15 protein-coding genes and 1 pseudogene are annotated in these 15,356 nt (G+C 63.3%); 9 read left to right on the top strand and 7 right to left on the bottom strand.

Annotation, left to right across the window (positions count from 1 at the left end; translation table 11 throughout):
* Positions 1-154: 154 nt before the first annotated feature.
* Together CBW66_RS15900 and nagZ are read left to right on the top strand one after the other, a co-directional pair.
* Entirely contained in the window at positions 155-1,765 is a 1,611-nt protein-coding gene (locus CBW66_RS15900) for an FMN-binding glutamate synthase family protein (protein WP_086138688.1), read from the top strand.
* Positions 1,766-1,946: 181 nt separating this feature from the next.
* Positions 1,947-3,488: a beta-N-acetylhexosaminidase gene (gene nagZ, locus CBW66_RS15895; RefSeq protein WP_086138687.1), complete on the top strand. Its 1,542-nt coding sequence runs from the start codon at positions 1,947-1,949 to the stop codon at positions 3,486-3,488.
* A gap of 43 nt (positions 3,489-3,531) precedes the next feature.
* Here nagZ and CBW66_RS15890 read toward each other — a convergent pair.
* Positions 3,532-4,513: pseudogene (locus CBW66_RS15890) on the bottom strand (oxidoreductase).
* 137 nt (positions 4,514-4,650) lie between these two features.
* On the opposite strand from CBW66_RS15890, the gene CBW66_RS15885 reads away from it, so the two are divergent.
* Entirely contained in the window at positions 4,651-5,571 is a 921-nt protein-coding gene (locus tag CBW66_RS15885; protein ID WP_086138686.1) for an AraC family transcriptional regulator, read from the top strand.
* 35 nt (positions 5,572-5,606) lie between these two features.
* Here CBW66_RS15885 and CBW66_RS29010 read toward each other — a convergent pair whose 3' ends face one another.
* From CBW66_RS29010 to CBW66_RS15870, 4 genes are all read right to left on the bottom strand, one after another.
* Positions 5,607-5,768, bottom strand: coding sequence for a hypothetical protein (locus CBW66_RS29010; protein WP_170932886.1), 162 nt, complete (start codon positions 5,766-5,768; stop codon positions 5,607-5,609).
* Positions 5,769-5,832: 64 nt separating this feature from the next.
* A complete protein-coding gene (locus CBW66_RS15880; RefSeq protein ID WP_070220612.1) occupies positions 5,833-6,114 on the bottom strand; it encodes a hypothetical protein in 282 nt (93 codons plus the stop codon).
* A gap of 9 nt (positions 6,115-6,123) precedes the next feature.
* Positions 6,124-8,025 carry a ferrous iron transporter B gene (locus CBW66_RS15875; protein WP_086138685.1) on the bottom strand — a complete coding sequence of 634 codons (1,902 nt, stop codon included), beginning with the start codon at positions 8,023-8,025 and terminating at the stop codon, positions 6,124-6,126.
* 2 nt (positions 8,026-8,027) lie between these two features.
* Positions 8,028-8,312 (bottom strand): FeoA family protein, encoded by a 285-nt coding sequence (locus CBW66_RS15870; protein ID WP_086138684.1) that lies wholly within the window; start codon positions 8,310-8,312, stop codon positions 8,028-8,030.
* Positions 8,313-8,717: 405 nt separating this feature from the next.
* Between CBW66_RS15870 and CBW66_RS15865 the strand changes: the two genes are divergently transcribed.
* Both CBW66_RS15865 and CBW66_RS15860 read left to right on the top strand, forming a co-directional pair.
* Entirely contained in the window at positions 8,718-8,933 is a 216-nt protein-coding gene (locus tag CBW66_RS15865; protein WP_034745611.1) for a bacterioferritin-associated ferredoxin, read from the top strand.
* Positions 8,934-8,950: 17 nt separating this feature from the next.
* Positions 8,951-9,652 (top strand): energy transducer TonB, encoded by a 702-nt coding sequence (locus CBW66_RS15860; RefSeq protein ID WP_086153647.1) that lies wholly within the window; start codon positions 8,951-8,953, stop codon positions 9,650-9,652.
* 226 nt (positions 9,653-9,878) lie between these two features.
* Here the strand turns inward: CBW66_RS15860 and CBW66_RS15855 are convergent, their stop codons facing one another.
* Positions 9,879-10,559 (bottom strand): Fe2+-dependent dioxygenase, encoded by a 681-nt coding sequence (locus CBW66_RS15855; protein WP_035822772.1) that lies wholly within the window; start codon positions 10,557-10,559, stop codon positions 9,879-9,881.
* 423 nt (positions 10,560-10,982) lie between these two features.
* On the opposite strand from CBW66_RS15855, the gene bfr reads away from it, so the two are divergent.
* Complete coding sequence (bfr, locus tag CBW66_RS15850; RefSeq protein ID WP_010401839.1) at positions 10,983-11,459, top strand: bacterioferritin; 477 nt, start codon at positions 10,983-10,985, stop codon at positions 11,457-11,459.
* Between the two features lie 59 nt (positions 11,460-11,518).
* On the opposite strand, the gene CBW66_RS15845 is transcribed toward bfr, so the two are convergent.
* Entirely contained in the window at positions 11,519-12,133 is a 615-nt protein-coding gene (locus CBW66_RS15845) for a glutathione S-transferase N-terminal domain-containing protein (protein ID WP_086138683.1), read from the bottom strand.
* 276 nt (positions 12,134-12,409) lie between these two features.
* On the opposite strand from CBW66_RS15845, the gene purB reads away from it, so the two are divergent.
* From purB to CBW66_RS15830, 3 genes are all read left to right on the top strand, one after another.
* Positions 12,410-13,789, top strand: a complete 1,380-nt coding sequence (gene purB, locus CBW66_RS15840) for an adenylosuccinate lyase (RefSeq protein WP_086138682.1) — start codon at positions 12,410-12,412, stop codon at positions 13,787-13,789.
* Between the two features lie 185 nt (positions 13,790-13,974).
* On the top strand, positions 13,975-14,499 hold the full coding sequence (locus CBW66_RS15835; RefSeq protein WP_071075201.1) for a cytochrome b: 525 nt from the start codon (positions 13,975-13,977) through the stop codon (positions 14,497-14,499).
* Between the two features lie 199 nt (positions 14,500-14,698).
* A complete protein-coding gene (locus tag CBW66_RS15830) occupies positions 14,699-15,253 on the top strand; it encodes a YceI family protein (protein ID WP_086138681.1) in 555 nt (184 codons plus the stop codon).
* Positions 15,254-15,356 lie beyond the last annotated feature (103 nt).

Genomic DNA, 15,356 nt, shown 5'->3' with positions numbered 1-15,356 from the left:
CGCTTCTCGGCCGCAAATCACTGCCGCTCGCTACGGTTTTGTCAGGCGTTGCAAGTATGGATAGCACCGCTCCAACAGCACACTTTTCCAGTCAGCAAGATCTACAAATCACCGGTACACTCAGCAGTATCAGTCTGACTTCCCCGGAGTGCCCATGCACCTAGTACCATTTCGCTACCTGACCTTCATCGCGACGGCAGCCATCTTTGTCCTGTCCCTGTTTTATTACGACCATTACTGGCTGCCCGTGCTGGCCGGTGCCCTGACCCTGGTCGGCATCAGCGACCTGCTGCAAACGAAGCGCGCCCTGCGCCGCAACTACCCCATCCTCGCGCATTTCCGCTTCTTTTTTGAGAGCATCCGCCCCGAAATCCGCCAGTATTTCCTGGAAAGCGACAGCGAGGCGACGCCGTTTTCGCGCAGCCAGCGCAGCATCGTCTACCAGCGCGCCAAGGAGCAGACGGACAAGCGCCCGTTCGGCACCCAGCTCGACGTGTATGAAGCGGGCTACGAATGGATCAACCATTCCATCGCCCCCGCCAAGGTCACGGGCCACGACTTCCGCATCGAGATCGGCAACCATCCGGACTGCCCGCGCGCCAAGCCGTATTCGGCCAGCGTCTTCAATATCTCGGCGATGAGCTTTGGCGCCCTGTCGGCCAACGCCATCCTGGCCCTGAACGGCGGCGCGCGCAGCGGCGGCTTCATGCACGATACGGGCGAAGGCAGCATCAGCCCCTACCACCGCGAAAACGGCGGCGACCTGGTATGGGAAATCGGTTCCGGCTACTTCGGCTGCCGCAACCAGGACGGCACGTTTTCGGAAGAGCGCTTCATCGCCAACGCCAGCTCGGAGCAGGTCAAGATGATCGAGCTGAAAATGTCGCAGGGCGCCAAGCCGGGCCACGGCGGCGTGCTGCCCGGCCCGAAAGTGACGATCGAGATCGCCACCACGCGCGGCGTGATGGTGGGCGAGGATTGCGTCTCGCCGGCGGCGCACAGCGCCTTTTCCACGCCGCTGGAAATGCTGCACTTTATAGACCGCCTGCGCACCCTGTCGGGCGGCAAGCCGACGGGCTTCAAGCTGGCCATCGGCCATCCGTGGGAATTCTTCGCCATCGTCAAAGCCATGCTGGAAACGGGCATCACGCCCGACTTCATCGTCGTCGACGGCAGCGAAGGGGGTACGGGCGCGGCGCCCCTGGAATTTACGGACCACGTGGGCACGCCGCTGCAGGAAGCGCTGGTGCTCGTGCATAACACCTTGGTGGGCGCCAACCTGCGCGACAGGATCAAGATCGGCTGCTCGGGCAAGATCATCACGGCCTTCGACATCGCCCGCCTGCTGGCGCTGGGCGCCGACTGGTGCAATTCGGCGCGCGGCTTCATGTTCGCGCTGGGCTGTATCCAGTCGCAAAGCTGCCACACGGACCGCTGCCCCACGGGCGTGGCCACGCAAGACCCGCAGCGCCAGCGCGCGCTGGTGGTATCCGACAAGATCGCCCGCGTGGCGCACTTCCACCAGAACACCATGAAGGCGCTGGCCGAACTGATCGCCGCCGCCGGACTGGCGCATCCGCAGGAACTGCGCCCGCACCACCTGGTGCGGCGCATCTCGCCGAACCAGGTGAAACTGGCGTCGGCCCTGCTGCCCTTCCTGGAAGCGGGCCAGCTGCTCGACCCGAGCCAGCTGCCGCAACTGCCGCCCGTGTTCGGCCTGTACTGGCCCAAGGCGCAATCGGCCTCGTTCCAGCGCCTCGATTGATGCGGTGTTTGCGCAAGTGAAGCAATACCACTTAATAACCACTTGCGCAAAAACCCAAATCCAATACAATACCAAAACAAGTACAAAACCAAGGCAGCTTTTCCGGTGACCGCCACGATGCGCCACCACGGTGCCAGAATACGTATGCCGTCGTCACAATCAATACCGGAGGAGTTGCAGCATGGAGCAGGGTTTGCGCGAGAAAATAGGACAGTTGTTCATGGTGGGCTTCGACGCCCTGCAGGCGGACGAGCATATCAAGACCTTGATACGCGAAAAGAAGGTCGGCGGCGTGATCCTGTTCCGCCGCAACGTGCACACGCCGGCGCAAGTGTCCGCGCTGTGCCGCGAACTGCAGGAGATCAACGCCGAAGTGTCCGACATCCCGCTCTTGATCTCCATCGACCAGGAAGGCGGCATGGTGATGCGCATCGAGCAGGGCGTCACGCCGATTCCCGCGGCAATGGCCTTCCAGGCGGCCGGCTCCATCGAGGACTGCGAACGCATGAACCAGATCAGCGGCGATGAAATGCGCCAGGTGGGCATCAATATGCTGCTCGCGCCCGTGCTGGACGTGAACAACAACCGCAACAACCCCGTCATCGGCGTGCGCGCGTATGGCGAGGATGCCGCCACCGTCATCGACTACGGCATGGCGGCCATGCGCGGCCAGCGCGCCAGCGGCGTGGCCGTCACCGCCAAGCACTTTCCCGGCCACGGCGACACGGCCATCGACACGCATTACGCCATGGCCCTGGTCCCGCACGACAAGGAACGCCTGCGCGCCGTGGAACTGGCGCCGTTCCGCGCGGCGATCGCCGGCGGCGTGGACGCCATCATGACGGCGCACGTGGTCTTCCCCGCCTTCGAGGCCGACACCAGCGTGCCGGCGACGCTGTCGAAAGGCGTGCTGACGGACCTGCTGCGCGGTGAAATGCAATACAAGGGCGTGGTCATCACCGATTGCCTGGAAATGGCGGCGATCGCCGACGGCATCGGCATCCCACAGGGCGCCATCGCTACCTTGCAGGCGGGCGCCGACATCGTCCTCATCTCGCACCGCGAAGCGCAGCAGACGGCGGCCATCGAGGCTGTCATCGCCGCCGTGGAGCGCGGCGACATTGCGATCTCGCGCATCGAGGCGGCTTGCGCGCGCGTGGCGGAACTCAAGCGCAACCGCGCCGTGCGCGACTGGCGCGAACGCCCGGTCAATCCGCCGGCGCTGATGCAGCCGGCCGCCATGGCCCTGTCGCAGCTGCTGCAAAAAGCGGCACTGCGCGTGCAGGGCGACTACCGCGCGCTCGACGCCAGCCTGCCCGTGACCCTGCTGACGGTGGAAGTACGCTCGCGCAGCGAGATCGACGAAGTGGCGCTGGGCCGCAACAAGGAAGCGCGCAGCTCGATGCTGCCGGCGCTGCTCGAAGCGGGTCTGGACGTGCGCGAATATGCCTTGTCGGCCGAAGCGCTGGACGACGAGGTCAACGAGGCCATCGCCTTTGCGCAAGGCGCGCAGCAGATCGTGCTGCAAACGTATAACGCCATGTTCGTCGACGGCCAGCGCCGCCTGGTCGAGGCCCTGCCGCACGATAAACTGTGGCTGGTGGCGGGCCGTTTGCCCTACGACCTGGACCTGGCGCCCCACGCGCAAGGCCGCCTGGCCGCCTTCGGCTGCCGCCCGGCCGCGCTGGTGCCGGTCGTCGACAAGCTGGCCGGCAAGGCGTAAAGCCACGCCGCCCTCGCACATGCCGGGCATTGCCCGGCATTTTTTATGCTGCGTCGCAATCGAAGCGCACGCCCGTCATCTGCTCGCTGAGCGCCCATAGCCGGCGTGCCTGCGCGGGGTCGGCCGCCCAGCGCCGCACGCCCGGCCCCGTGCTGTCGTCCGCCACCAGGGTAGCGATATCGCAATCTTCGCAATACACGCCGCCCAGGCCCTCAAGCTGCGCGCTGGTGGCGCACCAGACGGCGGTGGCGGCGCCCTGCGCCACATTCTTGAAACCCGATTGCGGCGGCGGATTCACCTGGCCCTCGTCATCGAGCGCCCCGACCCGGCGCAAGTCGTCGAGGTCCAGATGGCGCACCAGCGGCGTCAGGATGGCACCCGGATGCAGCGAAAAGGCGCGCACGCCGTGCGCCGCGCCGCGCCGGTCCAGTTCCACGGCAAACAAGGCATTCGCGCTTTTTGACTGAGCATACGCGCGCCATTTGTCGTACGGCTGGCGCAGGAAATGCGGGTCATCCAGGTCGGTGGCGGCCTGCCGGTGTCCCAGCGATGATACGCACACCACGCGCGCCCCCCCGCGCCCGCCGCAGGGCGGGCCACAGGCGTGCCGTCAACTGGAAATGCCCCAGGTGATTCGTCGCGAACTGCCCCTCGTAGCCACGCGCATCGCGCAGCAAGGGCGTGGCCATGATGCCGGCGCCGTTGACCAGCACGTGCAGGGCGCGGCCGGTGGCAAGCAAGGCGGCGGCAAAGGCATCGATCGATTGCGGATCGAGCAGGTCGAGCGCGGCGACCTCCACGCCGGCCAAGCCGTCCAGGGCAGCTTGCGCCAGATGCGGGTCGCGCGCCGGCACCAGTACCTTGGCGCCGGCACCGGCCAGCACGCGCACCGTTTCCAGACCCAGGCCCGACGCGCCGCCCGTGACGATGGCCTGCATGCCGGACAGGTCGCGCCCGGCAAGCGCCTCGGTGGCGGTCGTGGCGGCATCAAAACCGGAGCGCAGGGGAGTTTGTTGCTGGTTGATGCTGTCCATGGGATCTGCCTTTGCAAGTGGCGCCAGTCCGAATGCTGGCGAGATGGATATGTTGCGCGCAAAAAACTGGACAGTGAATGGCGTAAAATCTTCAATACTATCGCTATCGTCCAGAATTAAACCCCACCATGGATTTGCTCTCCGATGTACTTTCGCTGTTTGATACGCGCAGTTCCTATTTTGCCGGCCTGAAGGCGGGCGGCGAGTGGGCCATCGACTTTCCGCCGCCGGACGGCATCAAGTTCAACGCCGTGATCGAAGGCGGTTGCTGGTTGACGGTCGCGGGCATCGACGTTCCCGTGCAACTGCATACAGGCGACTGCTTCCTGCTGGCGCAGGGGCATGCATTCACGCTGGCCAGCGCACCCGGCTTGCCTGCCACGCCGGCACTGGACGTGTACAGGCACGCGCAGCAGGGCGTGGCCCGCCACGGCGCGCCACGGCACGATTTTTTTCTGATCGGCGGACGCTTCAGCTTTGGCGACGAGGCGGCCATCCTGCTCGACTGCCTGCCGCCGCTGCTGCACGTGCGCGGCGATACAGACCAGGCCGGCGTGCTGCACTGGGCCTTGCGACGCCTGGCGCAGGAACTGCAGGCGACGGCGCCCGGTGCGGCGCTGATGACGCGCCACCTGGGCCACATGATGCTGCTGCAGATGCTGCGCCAGTATCTGGCAGCGCAGGCCTCGCACCCGGCAGGCTGGCTGTTTGCGCTGGCCGATCCCAGGCTGCGCGCGGCCATCGAGGCCATGCATGCGCAACCGGCCCACCGCTGGACCTTGCCGCAGCTGGCCGCGGTCGCGGGCCAGTCGCGCTCCGCCTTTGCCGTGCATTTCAAGAACAGGGTGGGCGTGACGCCGCTCGACTACCTGCTGCGCTGGCGCATGCGCCTGGCCACGCGGCGCCTGAAGGGCAGCGGCGCACCCATCGCCGCGATCGCACAGGCGCTGGGCTACGATTCGGACAGCGCCTTCAGCCACGCCTTCAAGCGCGTCATGGCGTGCTCGCCGCGCCAGTACCGGCTGCGCCACGCGTGCGCGCAGGCATAAAAAAACCCGCGGTGGCGGGTTTTAACAATACAGGCTCAGCGCGCCGCGACGGGCGGCAGGGCCGCCACCGCCAGCAAGGCAAACGGCCCGAGGAACAGGCCGATGCCGAACCACAGTCCCCCGTGGCGGCCGCGCCGGCTGGCCAGCAGCCAGGTGGCGACCGCAAACAAAAACATGAAGATCAACAGTATCGCCATTGCCACTCCTTGCCATGCGGAAAGTCCAGTGTAGCCCACGGGCGCGCCCGTGACCAGACGTACATCAATCCTGGCGCTGCACCTGCATCAGGATCACGCGCTTGCTGCTGCCGTCGGCCGGCGGCGTGGCGGACGGTGGCGGCGGGCTGTCGCAGGAGCCGCAGGAACCGCAGCCGCTGCCGCAGCCCGGCGCCACCTTGAAGAAGGTCGACATCTTCGCCTCATCGAGGCCGCAGCGCACCAGGCCGCGCACGATGGCGCGGCGCACGCCCGCCGGCAGGTACTTGGTCGAAAAATGCAGCAGCGCGGCTGCGACGATCAGGGCGACGATGAGGGTTTGCCACATGGTTTTCTCCTAAGCGCCCAGCAACAGGGCGACGCGGTACGTGATGAACGAGGCGGCATACGCGAGGGCGAACATATAGCCGGCCATCAGCAGCGGATAGCGCCAGCCGCCCGTTTCGCGTTTCACCACGGAGAGGGTCGACAGGCACTGCGGCGCGAACACGTACCAGGCCAGCAGCGACAATGCCGTGGCCATCGACCACGAATGCGCGATCAGCGGCTCCAGCGTGGAGGCCAGCGCGTCGCCCGTTTGCGACAGCGCATACACGGTGCCCAGCGCGCCGACGGCCACTTCGCGCGCCGCCATGCCCGGCACCAGCGCGATGCAGATCTGCCAGTTGAAGCCGATGGGCGCGAAGATCACTTCCAGGCCGCGGCCCAGGATGCCGGCCAGGCTGTAATAGATGGGCGGATGGATCGCGTTGTCCGGCGCGCCGGGGAAGGTGCTGAGGAACCACAGGATGATCATCAGGCTCAGGATGATGGTACCGACGCGCGTGAGGAAGATCTTCGCGCGCTCCCACAGGCTGACGGCCAGGTTGCGCAGATGCGGCCAGTGGTAGGCCGGCAGTTCCAGCAGCAGCGGCTGGTTGCCGCGCACGCCCATGCTGCGCTTCATGACCCAAGCCACGGCCATGGCCGAGATGATGCCGGCGAAGTACAGCGCGAACAGCACCAGGCCTTGCAGGCTCAGATAGCCCCATACCTGGCGCTGGGGAATGAAGGCGGCGATGATCAGCGCATACACGGGCAGGCGCGCCGAGCACGTCATCAGCGGCGCGATCATGATGGTGACCAGGCGGTCGCGCGGGTTCTGGATGGTGCGCGCCGCCATCACGCCGGGAATGGCGCAGGCAAAGCTCGACAGCAGCGGGATGAAGGCGCGGCCCGACAGGCCCACGCCACCCATCAGGCGGTCCAGCAAAAAGGCCGCGCGCGGCAGGTAGCCGCAGTCTTCCAGGCTCAGGATGAAGAAGAACAGGATCAGGATCTGCGGCAGGAAGACCAGCACGCTGCCGGCACCGCCGATGATGCCTTCGACCAGCAGGCTTTTCAGGTGGCCATCGGGCATGCTCGCCGTCAGCGCGGCGCCCAGATGGCCCATGCCGTCGGTAATCATTTCCATCGGCGTGGCGGCCCAGGCAAACACGGCCTGGAAGATCAGGAACATCAGCACGGCCAGGATGATGGGGCCGAACACGGGGTGCAGCACCACGTCGTCGATTTTTTCCGTCAGGTTGCCGCTGTCGCGCGTGTCGTTGCTGACGGCGGCCAGGATGCGGCGCACTTCGCGCTGGGTTTCTTCGACGCTCACGGCGTCGATGGCCGCCAGCGGTTGCGCCTCCACGGCCGGCAGCGGCAGCATGGCGTCGATGGCATTCAATAGGGCTTTTTCGCCATCGTGCTGCACCGCCACGGTTTCCACCACGGGCATGCCCAGTTCCTGCGACAGCCTGGCCGTGTCGATCAGCATGCCGCGCTTGCGCGCCACGTCCGTCATGTTCAGCGCCAGCAGCATGGGCAGGCCCAGGCGCTTGACTTCCAGCACCAGGCGCAAATTCAGGCGCAGGTTGGTGGCATCGACCACGCAGACGATGGCGTCCGGTCGTGGATCGCCGCGGCGCAGCCCGCCCACCACGTCGCGCGTGATGGCTTCGTCGGGCGTGGTGGCCGACAGGCTGTAGGCGCCCGGCAGGTCGAGCACGCGCACGGGCTTGCCGCTTGGCGACGTGAAATGGCCTTCCTTGCGCTCGATGGTCACGCCGGCGTAGTTCGCCACTTTCTGGCGCGCGCCCGTCAAACGGTTGAACAGGGCGGTCTTGCCGCAGTTCGGATTACCCAGCAAGGCGATTTGTGGCTGGTGCGGCGGCTTGTGCGCGCCCGCTTCCACGATAGTTTCTACGGCACCCATATTTATTCCGGTTGAAGCAGCGGTTGAATCGTGATCAGCGCCGCTTCGAAGCGGCGCAGTGCAAACGTGGCATTGCCGACCTTGATGGCCAGCGGATCGCCGCCGGGAATACCGCGCTTGAGCATGCGGAGTCGTTCGCCGGGAACGAATCCCAGCTCCATCAAGCGGCGGACGAGGTCGACGCCGTCTTCCGTCTGTCCTGCCGCGTGGGGCGTGATATGCAACACCGTGCCGCTCTGGCCGACTGCCAGCGCGTCGAGCGTCATCAGGGGTGGAACTAGAGTCATGAGCAAATTCCGTTCAAATTAAGAACACCGGGGAGCAACTGCCGCGCGTGGCGCATGCCCTGATGTTGTGAGGTAAAACGCAACTGTTGCGCATTACCGACAAGCGGCCTTTCAGTGTGTCCAGACGGCGCCCGTCCGAGACAATACCAGCATTATAAACATGAATGCGAATTGTTTTTATTTAGCCCGGAGAGCCGCCCCTGCCAAGGGCTGCGCCATGCGCGTGAAGCGCATATCACGCTGCCGCGCCAGGCCGCCAACTGCCGCACACTTGATCAAAATCGCTTGCATTGTCCTGCACTTTGCGCGACAATGAAACGTAATGATAATGATTCTCATTAAAACACTAGCAACAATGCTTTTAAGCACTAGTGTCTGTTCATCCTCCAGCCAGAAGGTGTAGCAATGATTGTATGTGTCTGCAACAACATATCTGATCGTGAAATCCGTCAAGCCGTCGATCTTGGCCTGTCCAGCATGGCCGAACTGCGCCGCGACCTGGGCGTAGCCACCTGCTGCGGCAAATGCCACACCTGCGCGCGGGAAGTGCTGAACGATCACCTGAACGCCACCGTGGCGCTGCAAGAAACCGTATTGATGCGAGCTGTACTGACAAACTAAAGAAAGCGATGAACGCCATGACGATGATGCCCCCGCCCGTAACGGTGCAGGCCGTGCAGCAATTTGCCGACTTCGACAAGAAGCGCAACAAATTCGCGCCGCTGATGGCCATCGTCGTGCTACATATCGCCGGTTTTTACGCCATCCAGAGCGGTCTCTTGAGCCGCGTCGTCACGGCGGCCATGCCGACCATCACGACCATCAGCATCATCGCCCCGCCGGCGCCGCCGAAACCGCCGGCGCCGTCCGTACCGAAAACCGTGGAACTGAGCGCCCCCGTGCCGAAAGCCGTGATTCCGCCGCTGCCGCTGATCGCCGTGGCGCCGAGCGAACCGACGATCACGCCGCCGCAGCCGACGCGCGCCGAAGCCGCACCTGTCGCCACCGCCGCGCCGACGGCGCCAGCGGCCCCGTCGCCGACGCCGCCAGCGCCAGCGACGCCGCGCACCGTCAGCAGCGTGGAATACATCAAGGCGCCGCAACTGGTCTACCCGAATCTGTCGCGCCGCCTGGGCGAAAGCGGCACCGTGGTGCTGCGCATCCTGATCAATGAAAAGGGCTTGCCCGAGCAAATCCTGATCCAGAAATCGACCGGCTACACGAATCTCGATGAAGCGGGCCGCCAGGCCGCGCAGCGGGCGCTGTTCAAGCCGATGATCGAAAACGGCAAACCCGTGCCCGTGTACGTTTTAGTACCGCTGACCTTCCAGCTGAGCTAGCCTTCCGGCGGCCACGGCGCCGCTGCCAGCCCGCAAGCATCGCACCGTGTGCCCTGCTTGCTTTTTTGCGCCCGTTTTTCGTCAAGCGATTTGCTTGTTTCAGTCTGCCAGCCTACATCCCCGGGCCAGGCAGACTTTTTTTTGCCCGTACTGTCCCAAGGGGGCAGACCCTCGACACCGCCAACGCAAGGTTCAGCGCCAACTTCAGCGGGGTCTGACCCCGGCCTTACATCTCCGCCCACATTCTGAGCAGGTTGTGATAATGCCCCGTCAGTCCCACGGTGGCCGGCGAATCGCCGTGTTCTGCGCGCACGCTCTGGATGTTTTGATCGAGCTCGAACAGCATGCTGCGCTTCCAGTCCTCGCGCACCATGCTTTGCGTCCACAGGAAAGAGCAGATGCGCTCGCCACTGGTGACGGGCAGCACTTGATGCACGCTGCTCGACGGATACACGATCACGTCGCCAGCCGGCAGTTTCACTTCATGCGTGCCGTACGCATCGACCACCACCAGCTCGCCGCCCTCGTACTCGTCCGGCTCGCTCAGGAACACGGTCGACGAGACGTCGGCGCGCATTGACTGCATGCCGTTTTTCGGCGTGCGGATGGCGCCGTCGATATGCAGGCCATAGTGCTCGCCGCCCGCATAGCTGTTGAAGAAGGGCGGCAGGATGCGCAGCGGCAGCACGGCGGCAAAGAACAGGGGATTGGCCATCAGCGCGCGGCTGACGATCTCGCCCAGCTCCAGCGCCAGCGGCGAACCTTCGGCCAGCTGGCGGTTGCGCTTGACTTGCGCGCCTTGCGCCCCGACGCTGGCGCGCCCATCGACCCAGTCCGTCTGCGCCAGGCGCTGGCGAAACTGCGTCACCTGTTCCGGCGTCAGCACGCCGGGTATATGCAGCATCATCTTGCTATCCTTTTTTCAGTAAATATCCCTGCCTGATTATCGCATCGCCGGTAGCGGCCAAGAAGACACAAAAGCAAGAATGGACCAACATTTCCCGCCTGTTCAGCGCGGCCAGGCAGGCGTGCCGGCGAGCAAAAAAGAGCGCCAGGAACGCGAATGAGAATGGCCTTCATTTTCCTTAACAAATAAAAAACGGCGCAAGTGAGCAATCCACTTGAGAATGGGTTTTATTCGCACGATATTTACGTTAAAAAGACGGAAAAATGCCGTTTAGCACCGGAAATCACCGATATTTTGCGCTATCATGCGGGCATAGCGAAACCGGCAACCTGCGCGCCACCAGGCAGCCCTGCGCCACCCGGCCGTGAACGCCAGCAGCCTGCGGTTTCATCATCGAACGCGACACAGAACAAAGGAATTCCCATGAAGGGCGATAAAGAAGTCATCCGCATGCTCAACGCACAGCTCACCAACGAACTGTCGGCCATCAACCAGTACTTCCTGCATGCGCGCATGTACAAGCACTGGGGCCTGGAAAAGCTGGGCAAGAAGGAATACGAAGAATCGATCGGCGAAATGAAGCACGCCGACAAGCTGATCGACCGCATCCTGATGCTCGACGGCCTGCCTAACCTGCAAGCGCTGCACAAGCTGCTGATCGGCGAGAACACGCCGGAAATGCTGGAATGCGATTTGAAACTGGAACGCGCCGCGCACGCCACCGTCAAGGAAGGCATCGCCATCAGCGAAAAAGCGGGCGACTACGTCTCGCGCGACCTGTTCCTGATGATCCTGGAAGACACGGAAGAGCATATCGACTGGCTCGAAACGCAGATCGACCTGATTGCCAAAGTCGGCATTCAAAATTATCTGCAAAGCCAGATGGCGGTTGAAGAATAATTTCCTTCGACAGGCGCAAAAAAAAACCGGCAATTGCCGGTTTTTTTATGTCCGGGCCTTTACTGCGGCGCGGTGTCCTTGAACGATGGGCGCTCGGACAGTTTGTCGAACAGGCGCGACAGCGCCGGGTGATCGGCGCGCCACTCGATTTCCGGGAAGCGGAAGCTGAGCCAGCCCAGGGTGCAACCCACGGCCACGTCAGCCAGGGTGTAGTTCTTGCCGGCGCAATAGGCGCTCTCGCCCAGGCGTGCCTCGAGCGCCGCCAGGCCCAGCGTGACTTTGTCCAGCTGGCGCGCGATCCAGACGGCGCTCTGCTGCTCGGGCGGACGCTGCGTGCGCTCCAGACGCACCAGCACGCCCGCGTCGAGGATGCCGTCGGCCAGCGCTTCCCAGTTCTTGATGTCGGCCCGCTCGCGGCCATTGCCGCCGGCCGGCAGCAGCTTGCACACGGGCGTGAGCGTGTCGAGGTATTCGACGATGACTTTCGAGTCGATCAAGGTGCTGCCATCCTCCATCACCAGGCAGGGCACCTTGCCCAGGGGATTGGCCTGGGCGATGCGGGTTTCCGGCACCCACACGTTTTCCAGCTCGAAGACATAGTCGAGCTTTTTTTCCGCCAGCACGATACGGGCTTTGCGGACATACGGGCTGGCGAGGGAACCGATCAGTTTCATGGCTGCTTTAAGGTAAAGGATCAGCAAGCAGTATAGCATCGGCGGCCGCGGTGTTTGGCAGCACGCGCCCCGCCGTCTCCATGGTGTGGCAGGCACGCCGCATCGGAGCCGGATTCGGCCCAAATGCGGTGCGCCGGCGCCCGATGGACGGCTGGCCAGCGGCCAGCGGTGGTAAAATCGCCCTTTACTGTGGCGCCGTCAGTGTTGCTGTATGCAATAGCCCTGCCCTCCCCGCGCGCCACACGCCAACCGTTTCTTTAACTTGCGTCCGCTCTCATGACTTCTACTACTCCGTATTCCACGCTGTCGGCCTTGTCTCCGCTCGATGGCCGCTACGCCAGCAAGACCGATCTGCTGCGCCCGATCCTGTCCGAAGCCGGTTTCATGCACCACCGCGTGAAAGTGGAAATCTCCTGGCTGCAAGCGCTGTCGCAAGCCGGTTTCGCCGAGATCAAGCCTTTCTCGGCCGAAGCGAACGCCCTGCTCGACAAGATGGCGGCCGACTTCTCGGAAGCCGACTCGGCCCGCATCAAGGCCATCGAAGCGGTCACCAACCATGACGTCAAGGCCGTCGAATACTGGCTGAAGGAACAAGTGGCGGACGTACCGGAACTGGTGGCGGCATCGGAATTCATCCACTTCGCCTGCACCTCGGAAGACATCAACAACACCTCGCACGGCATGATGCTGAAAGCCGCGCGCGATGGCGTGATGCTGCCGGCATTGAACGGCCTGGTAGCCAAGCTGACGCAGATCGCGCACGACAACGCCGACGTGCCGATGCTGTCGCGCACGCATGGCCAGACGGCCAGCCCGACCACCCTGGGCAAGGAATTCGCCAACGTCGTGGCCCGCCTGCAGCGCGCCGTGAAACGCATCGCGCAAGTGGAAATCCTCGGCAAGATGAATGGCGCCGTCGGCAACTACAATGCCCATCTGTCGGCCTACCCAAGCTTCGACTGGCCGGCCTTCTCCAAGGCCGTCATCGAACAGCGCCTGGGCCTGGTCTTCAATCCGTACACCATCCAGATCGAACCGCACGACTACATGGCCGAACTGTTCGACGCCTTCGCGCGCGCCAACACCATCCTGCTGGACCTGAACCGCGACATCTGGACGTACGTCTCGCTGGGCTACTTCAAGCAAAAACTGAAAGCGGGCGAAATCGGCTCATCGACCATGCCGCACAAGGTCAACCCGATCGACTTCGAAAACTCTGAAGGCAACCTGGGCCTGGCCAACGCCGTGCTCAAGCACCTGTCGGAAAAACTGCCCGTCTCGCGCATGCAGCGCGATTTGACGGATTCGACCGTGCTGCGCAACATCGGCGTGGGCCTCGGCTACACCTTGCTGGCGTATGACAGCTGCCTGCGCGGCCTGAACAAGCTGGAAGTGAACCACGCGCGCCTGGCGCAAGACCTGGACGCGACCTGGGAAGTGCTGGCCGAGCCCGTACAAACCGTGATGCGCCGCTATGGCATCGAAAACCCGTACGAGCAGCTGAAAGAGCTGACGCGCGGCAAGGGCATCTCGAAAGAAGCGCTGCAAACCTTCGTCAATGGCCTGGCCATTCCGCAGGATGCCAAGGATGTGCTCTTGACCATGACGCCGGGCAACTACATCGGTATCGCGGCGCAATTGGCCAAAGCCATCTAAGCATTTTCTACCTGGGGATCCTGCGATCCCACTCGCGCGGGGCGGCCAGCACACAAATGCTGCCCGCCCCGCGGTTTTTACGGCAATCTTTCTTGTAGAATCTCCAGCACGCAGCGCAATTTGCTTTTCTTTGGTATATTAGGCCGAATTAGTCCTAATACGTACTACATTCAAGAAAGCCATCGATGCAACGCTACACCACCACCGCCATCATCCTGCACTGGCTGACCGCCCTGCTGATCATCAGCGCCTTCGTCATGGGCCTGGTCATGACGGACATTCCCGGCCTGACGCCCACCAAGCTTAAATATTTCTCGTGGCACAAATGGCTGGGCGTGACCGTGCTGGCCATCGCCGCCATCCGCCTGCTGTGGCGCAAGGCGAATGTACCGCCACCGCACCCGGCCAGCATGGTTGCCTGGCAAAAGAAGGCCGCCGACGCCATGCATGTGCTGCTGTACGTCCTGATCTTCGCCGTACCCATCTCCGGCTACCTGTACACCTTGGCCGCCGGCGTGCCGGTCGTCTACCTGGGCCTGTTCCAGCTGCCCGTCATCATGGCGCCGAACCCGGAACTTAAGCCACTTTTAAAAGAGATTCATTATGTTCTGAACATGACAATGGCCGCCGCCGTGGCCGCCCATGTGCTGGCGGCGCTGAAGCACCAGTTCATCGACCGCGACGGGGTGCTGAAACGCATGCTGCCCTAAGAACGTCGAACCAAACCTACTGCGCGTCGCGATTTGCGGCCTGCGATGCTCACTGCCTCGGCGGCCCCGTGCCAAGCACAGGTCCGCTACTCGGAGCAACGGGGGCGCCGAGCCGCACTTCCGCTCGCTACGGTTTTGTCCGACGTTCCAAGTCCGTCTTAATCTGCTTTGATCACTGAAACTACAGGAAAAAAATAAGATGAAAACCACCCAACGCATCGTCCTCGCTTCCCTGCTGGGCCTGTCCGTGGCCGCCACCGCCGCCACCTTGCTGAAAGTCGATCCCGCCAAGACCAGCGTGTCGGCCGTGTTCAAGCAAATGAACGTGCCCGTGGAAGCGAAGTTCAAGAAATTCAATATCGCCATCGATTACAACCCGGCCACGCCGGATGCCTCAAAAGCGTCGGTGGAAATCGAAACGGCCAGCATCGATATCGGCGACCCCGAGTACAACAAGGAAGTGGCGAAGAAAGAATGGTTCAATGCGGCCCAGTTCCCGAAAGCCACCTTTGTCTCGAGCAGCATCAAGGCTGCCGGCGCGGGCAAGCTGACGGTCACCGGCAAGCTGAGCATCAAAGGCAAGACCACCGACGTGACCTTCCCCCTGGCCGTGAAAGCCGATGGCGGCAAATACGCGTTTGACGGCGCCCTGCCGATCAAGCGCCTGACCTACAACATCGGTGAAGGCGAATGGAAAGACACGAGCATGGTTGCCGATGAAGTCACCATCAAATTCCACGTCGCAGCCCAGTAAACCCTGAGAAAACGTCCATGACTGCGTTGCTCTTGCCTCGTCGTACTATTCGTACTGCCTTCGGCAAGGCGCCTTGTCCTGAACGTTTTTCAGGCGTTACCAA

Source organism: Janthinobacterium sp. GW456P, assembly GCF_002127655.1.
In the GTDB taxonomy this organism is placed as follows: domain Bacteria; phylum Pseudomonadota; class Gammaproteobacteria; order Burkholderiales; family Burkholderiaceae_D; genus Janthinobacterium.
This window is presented reverse-complemented; position numbering and strand designations above follow the sequence as displayed.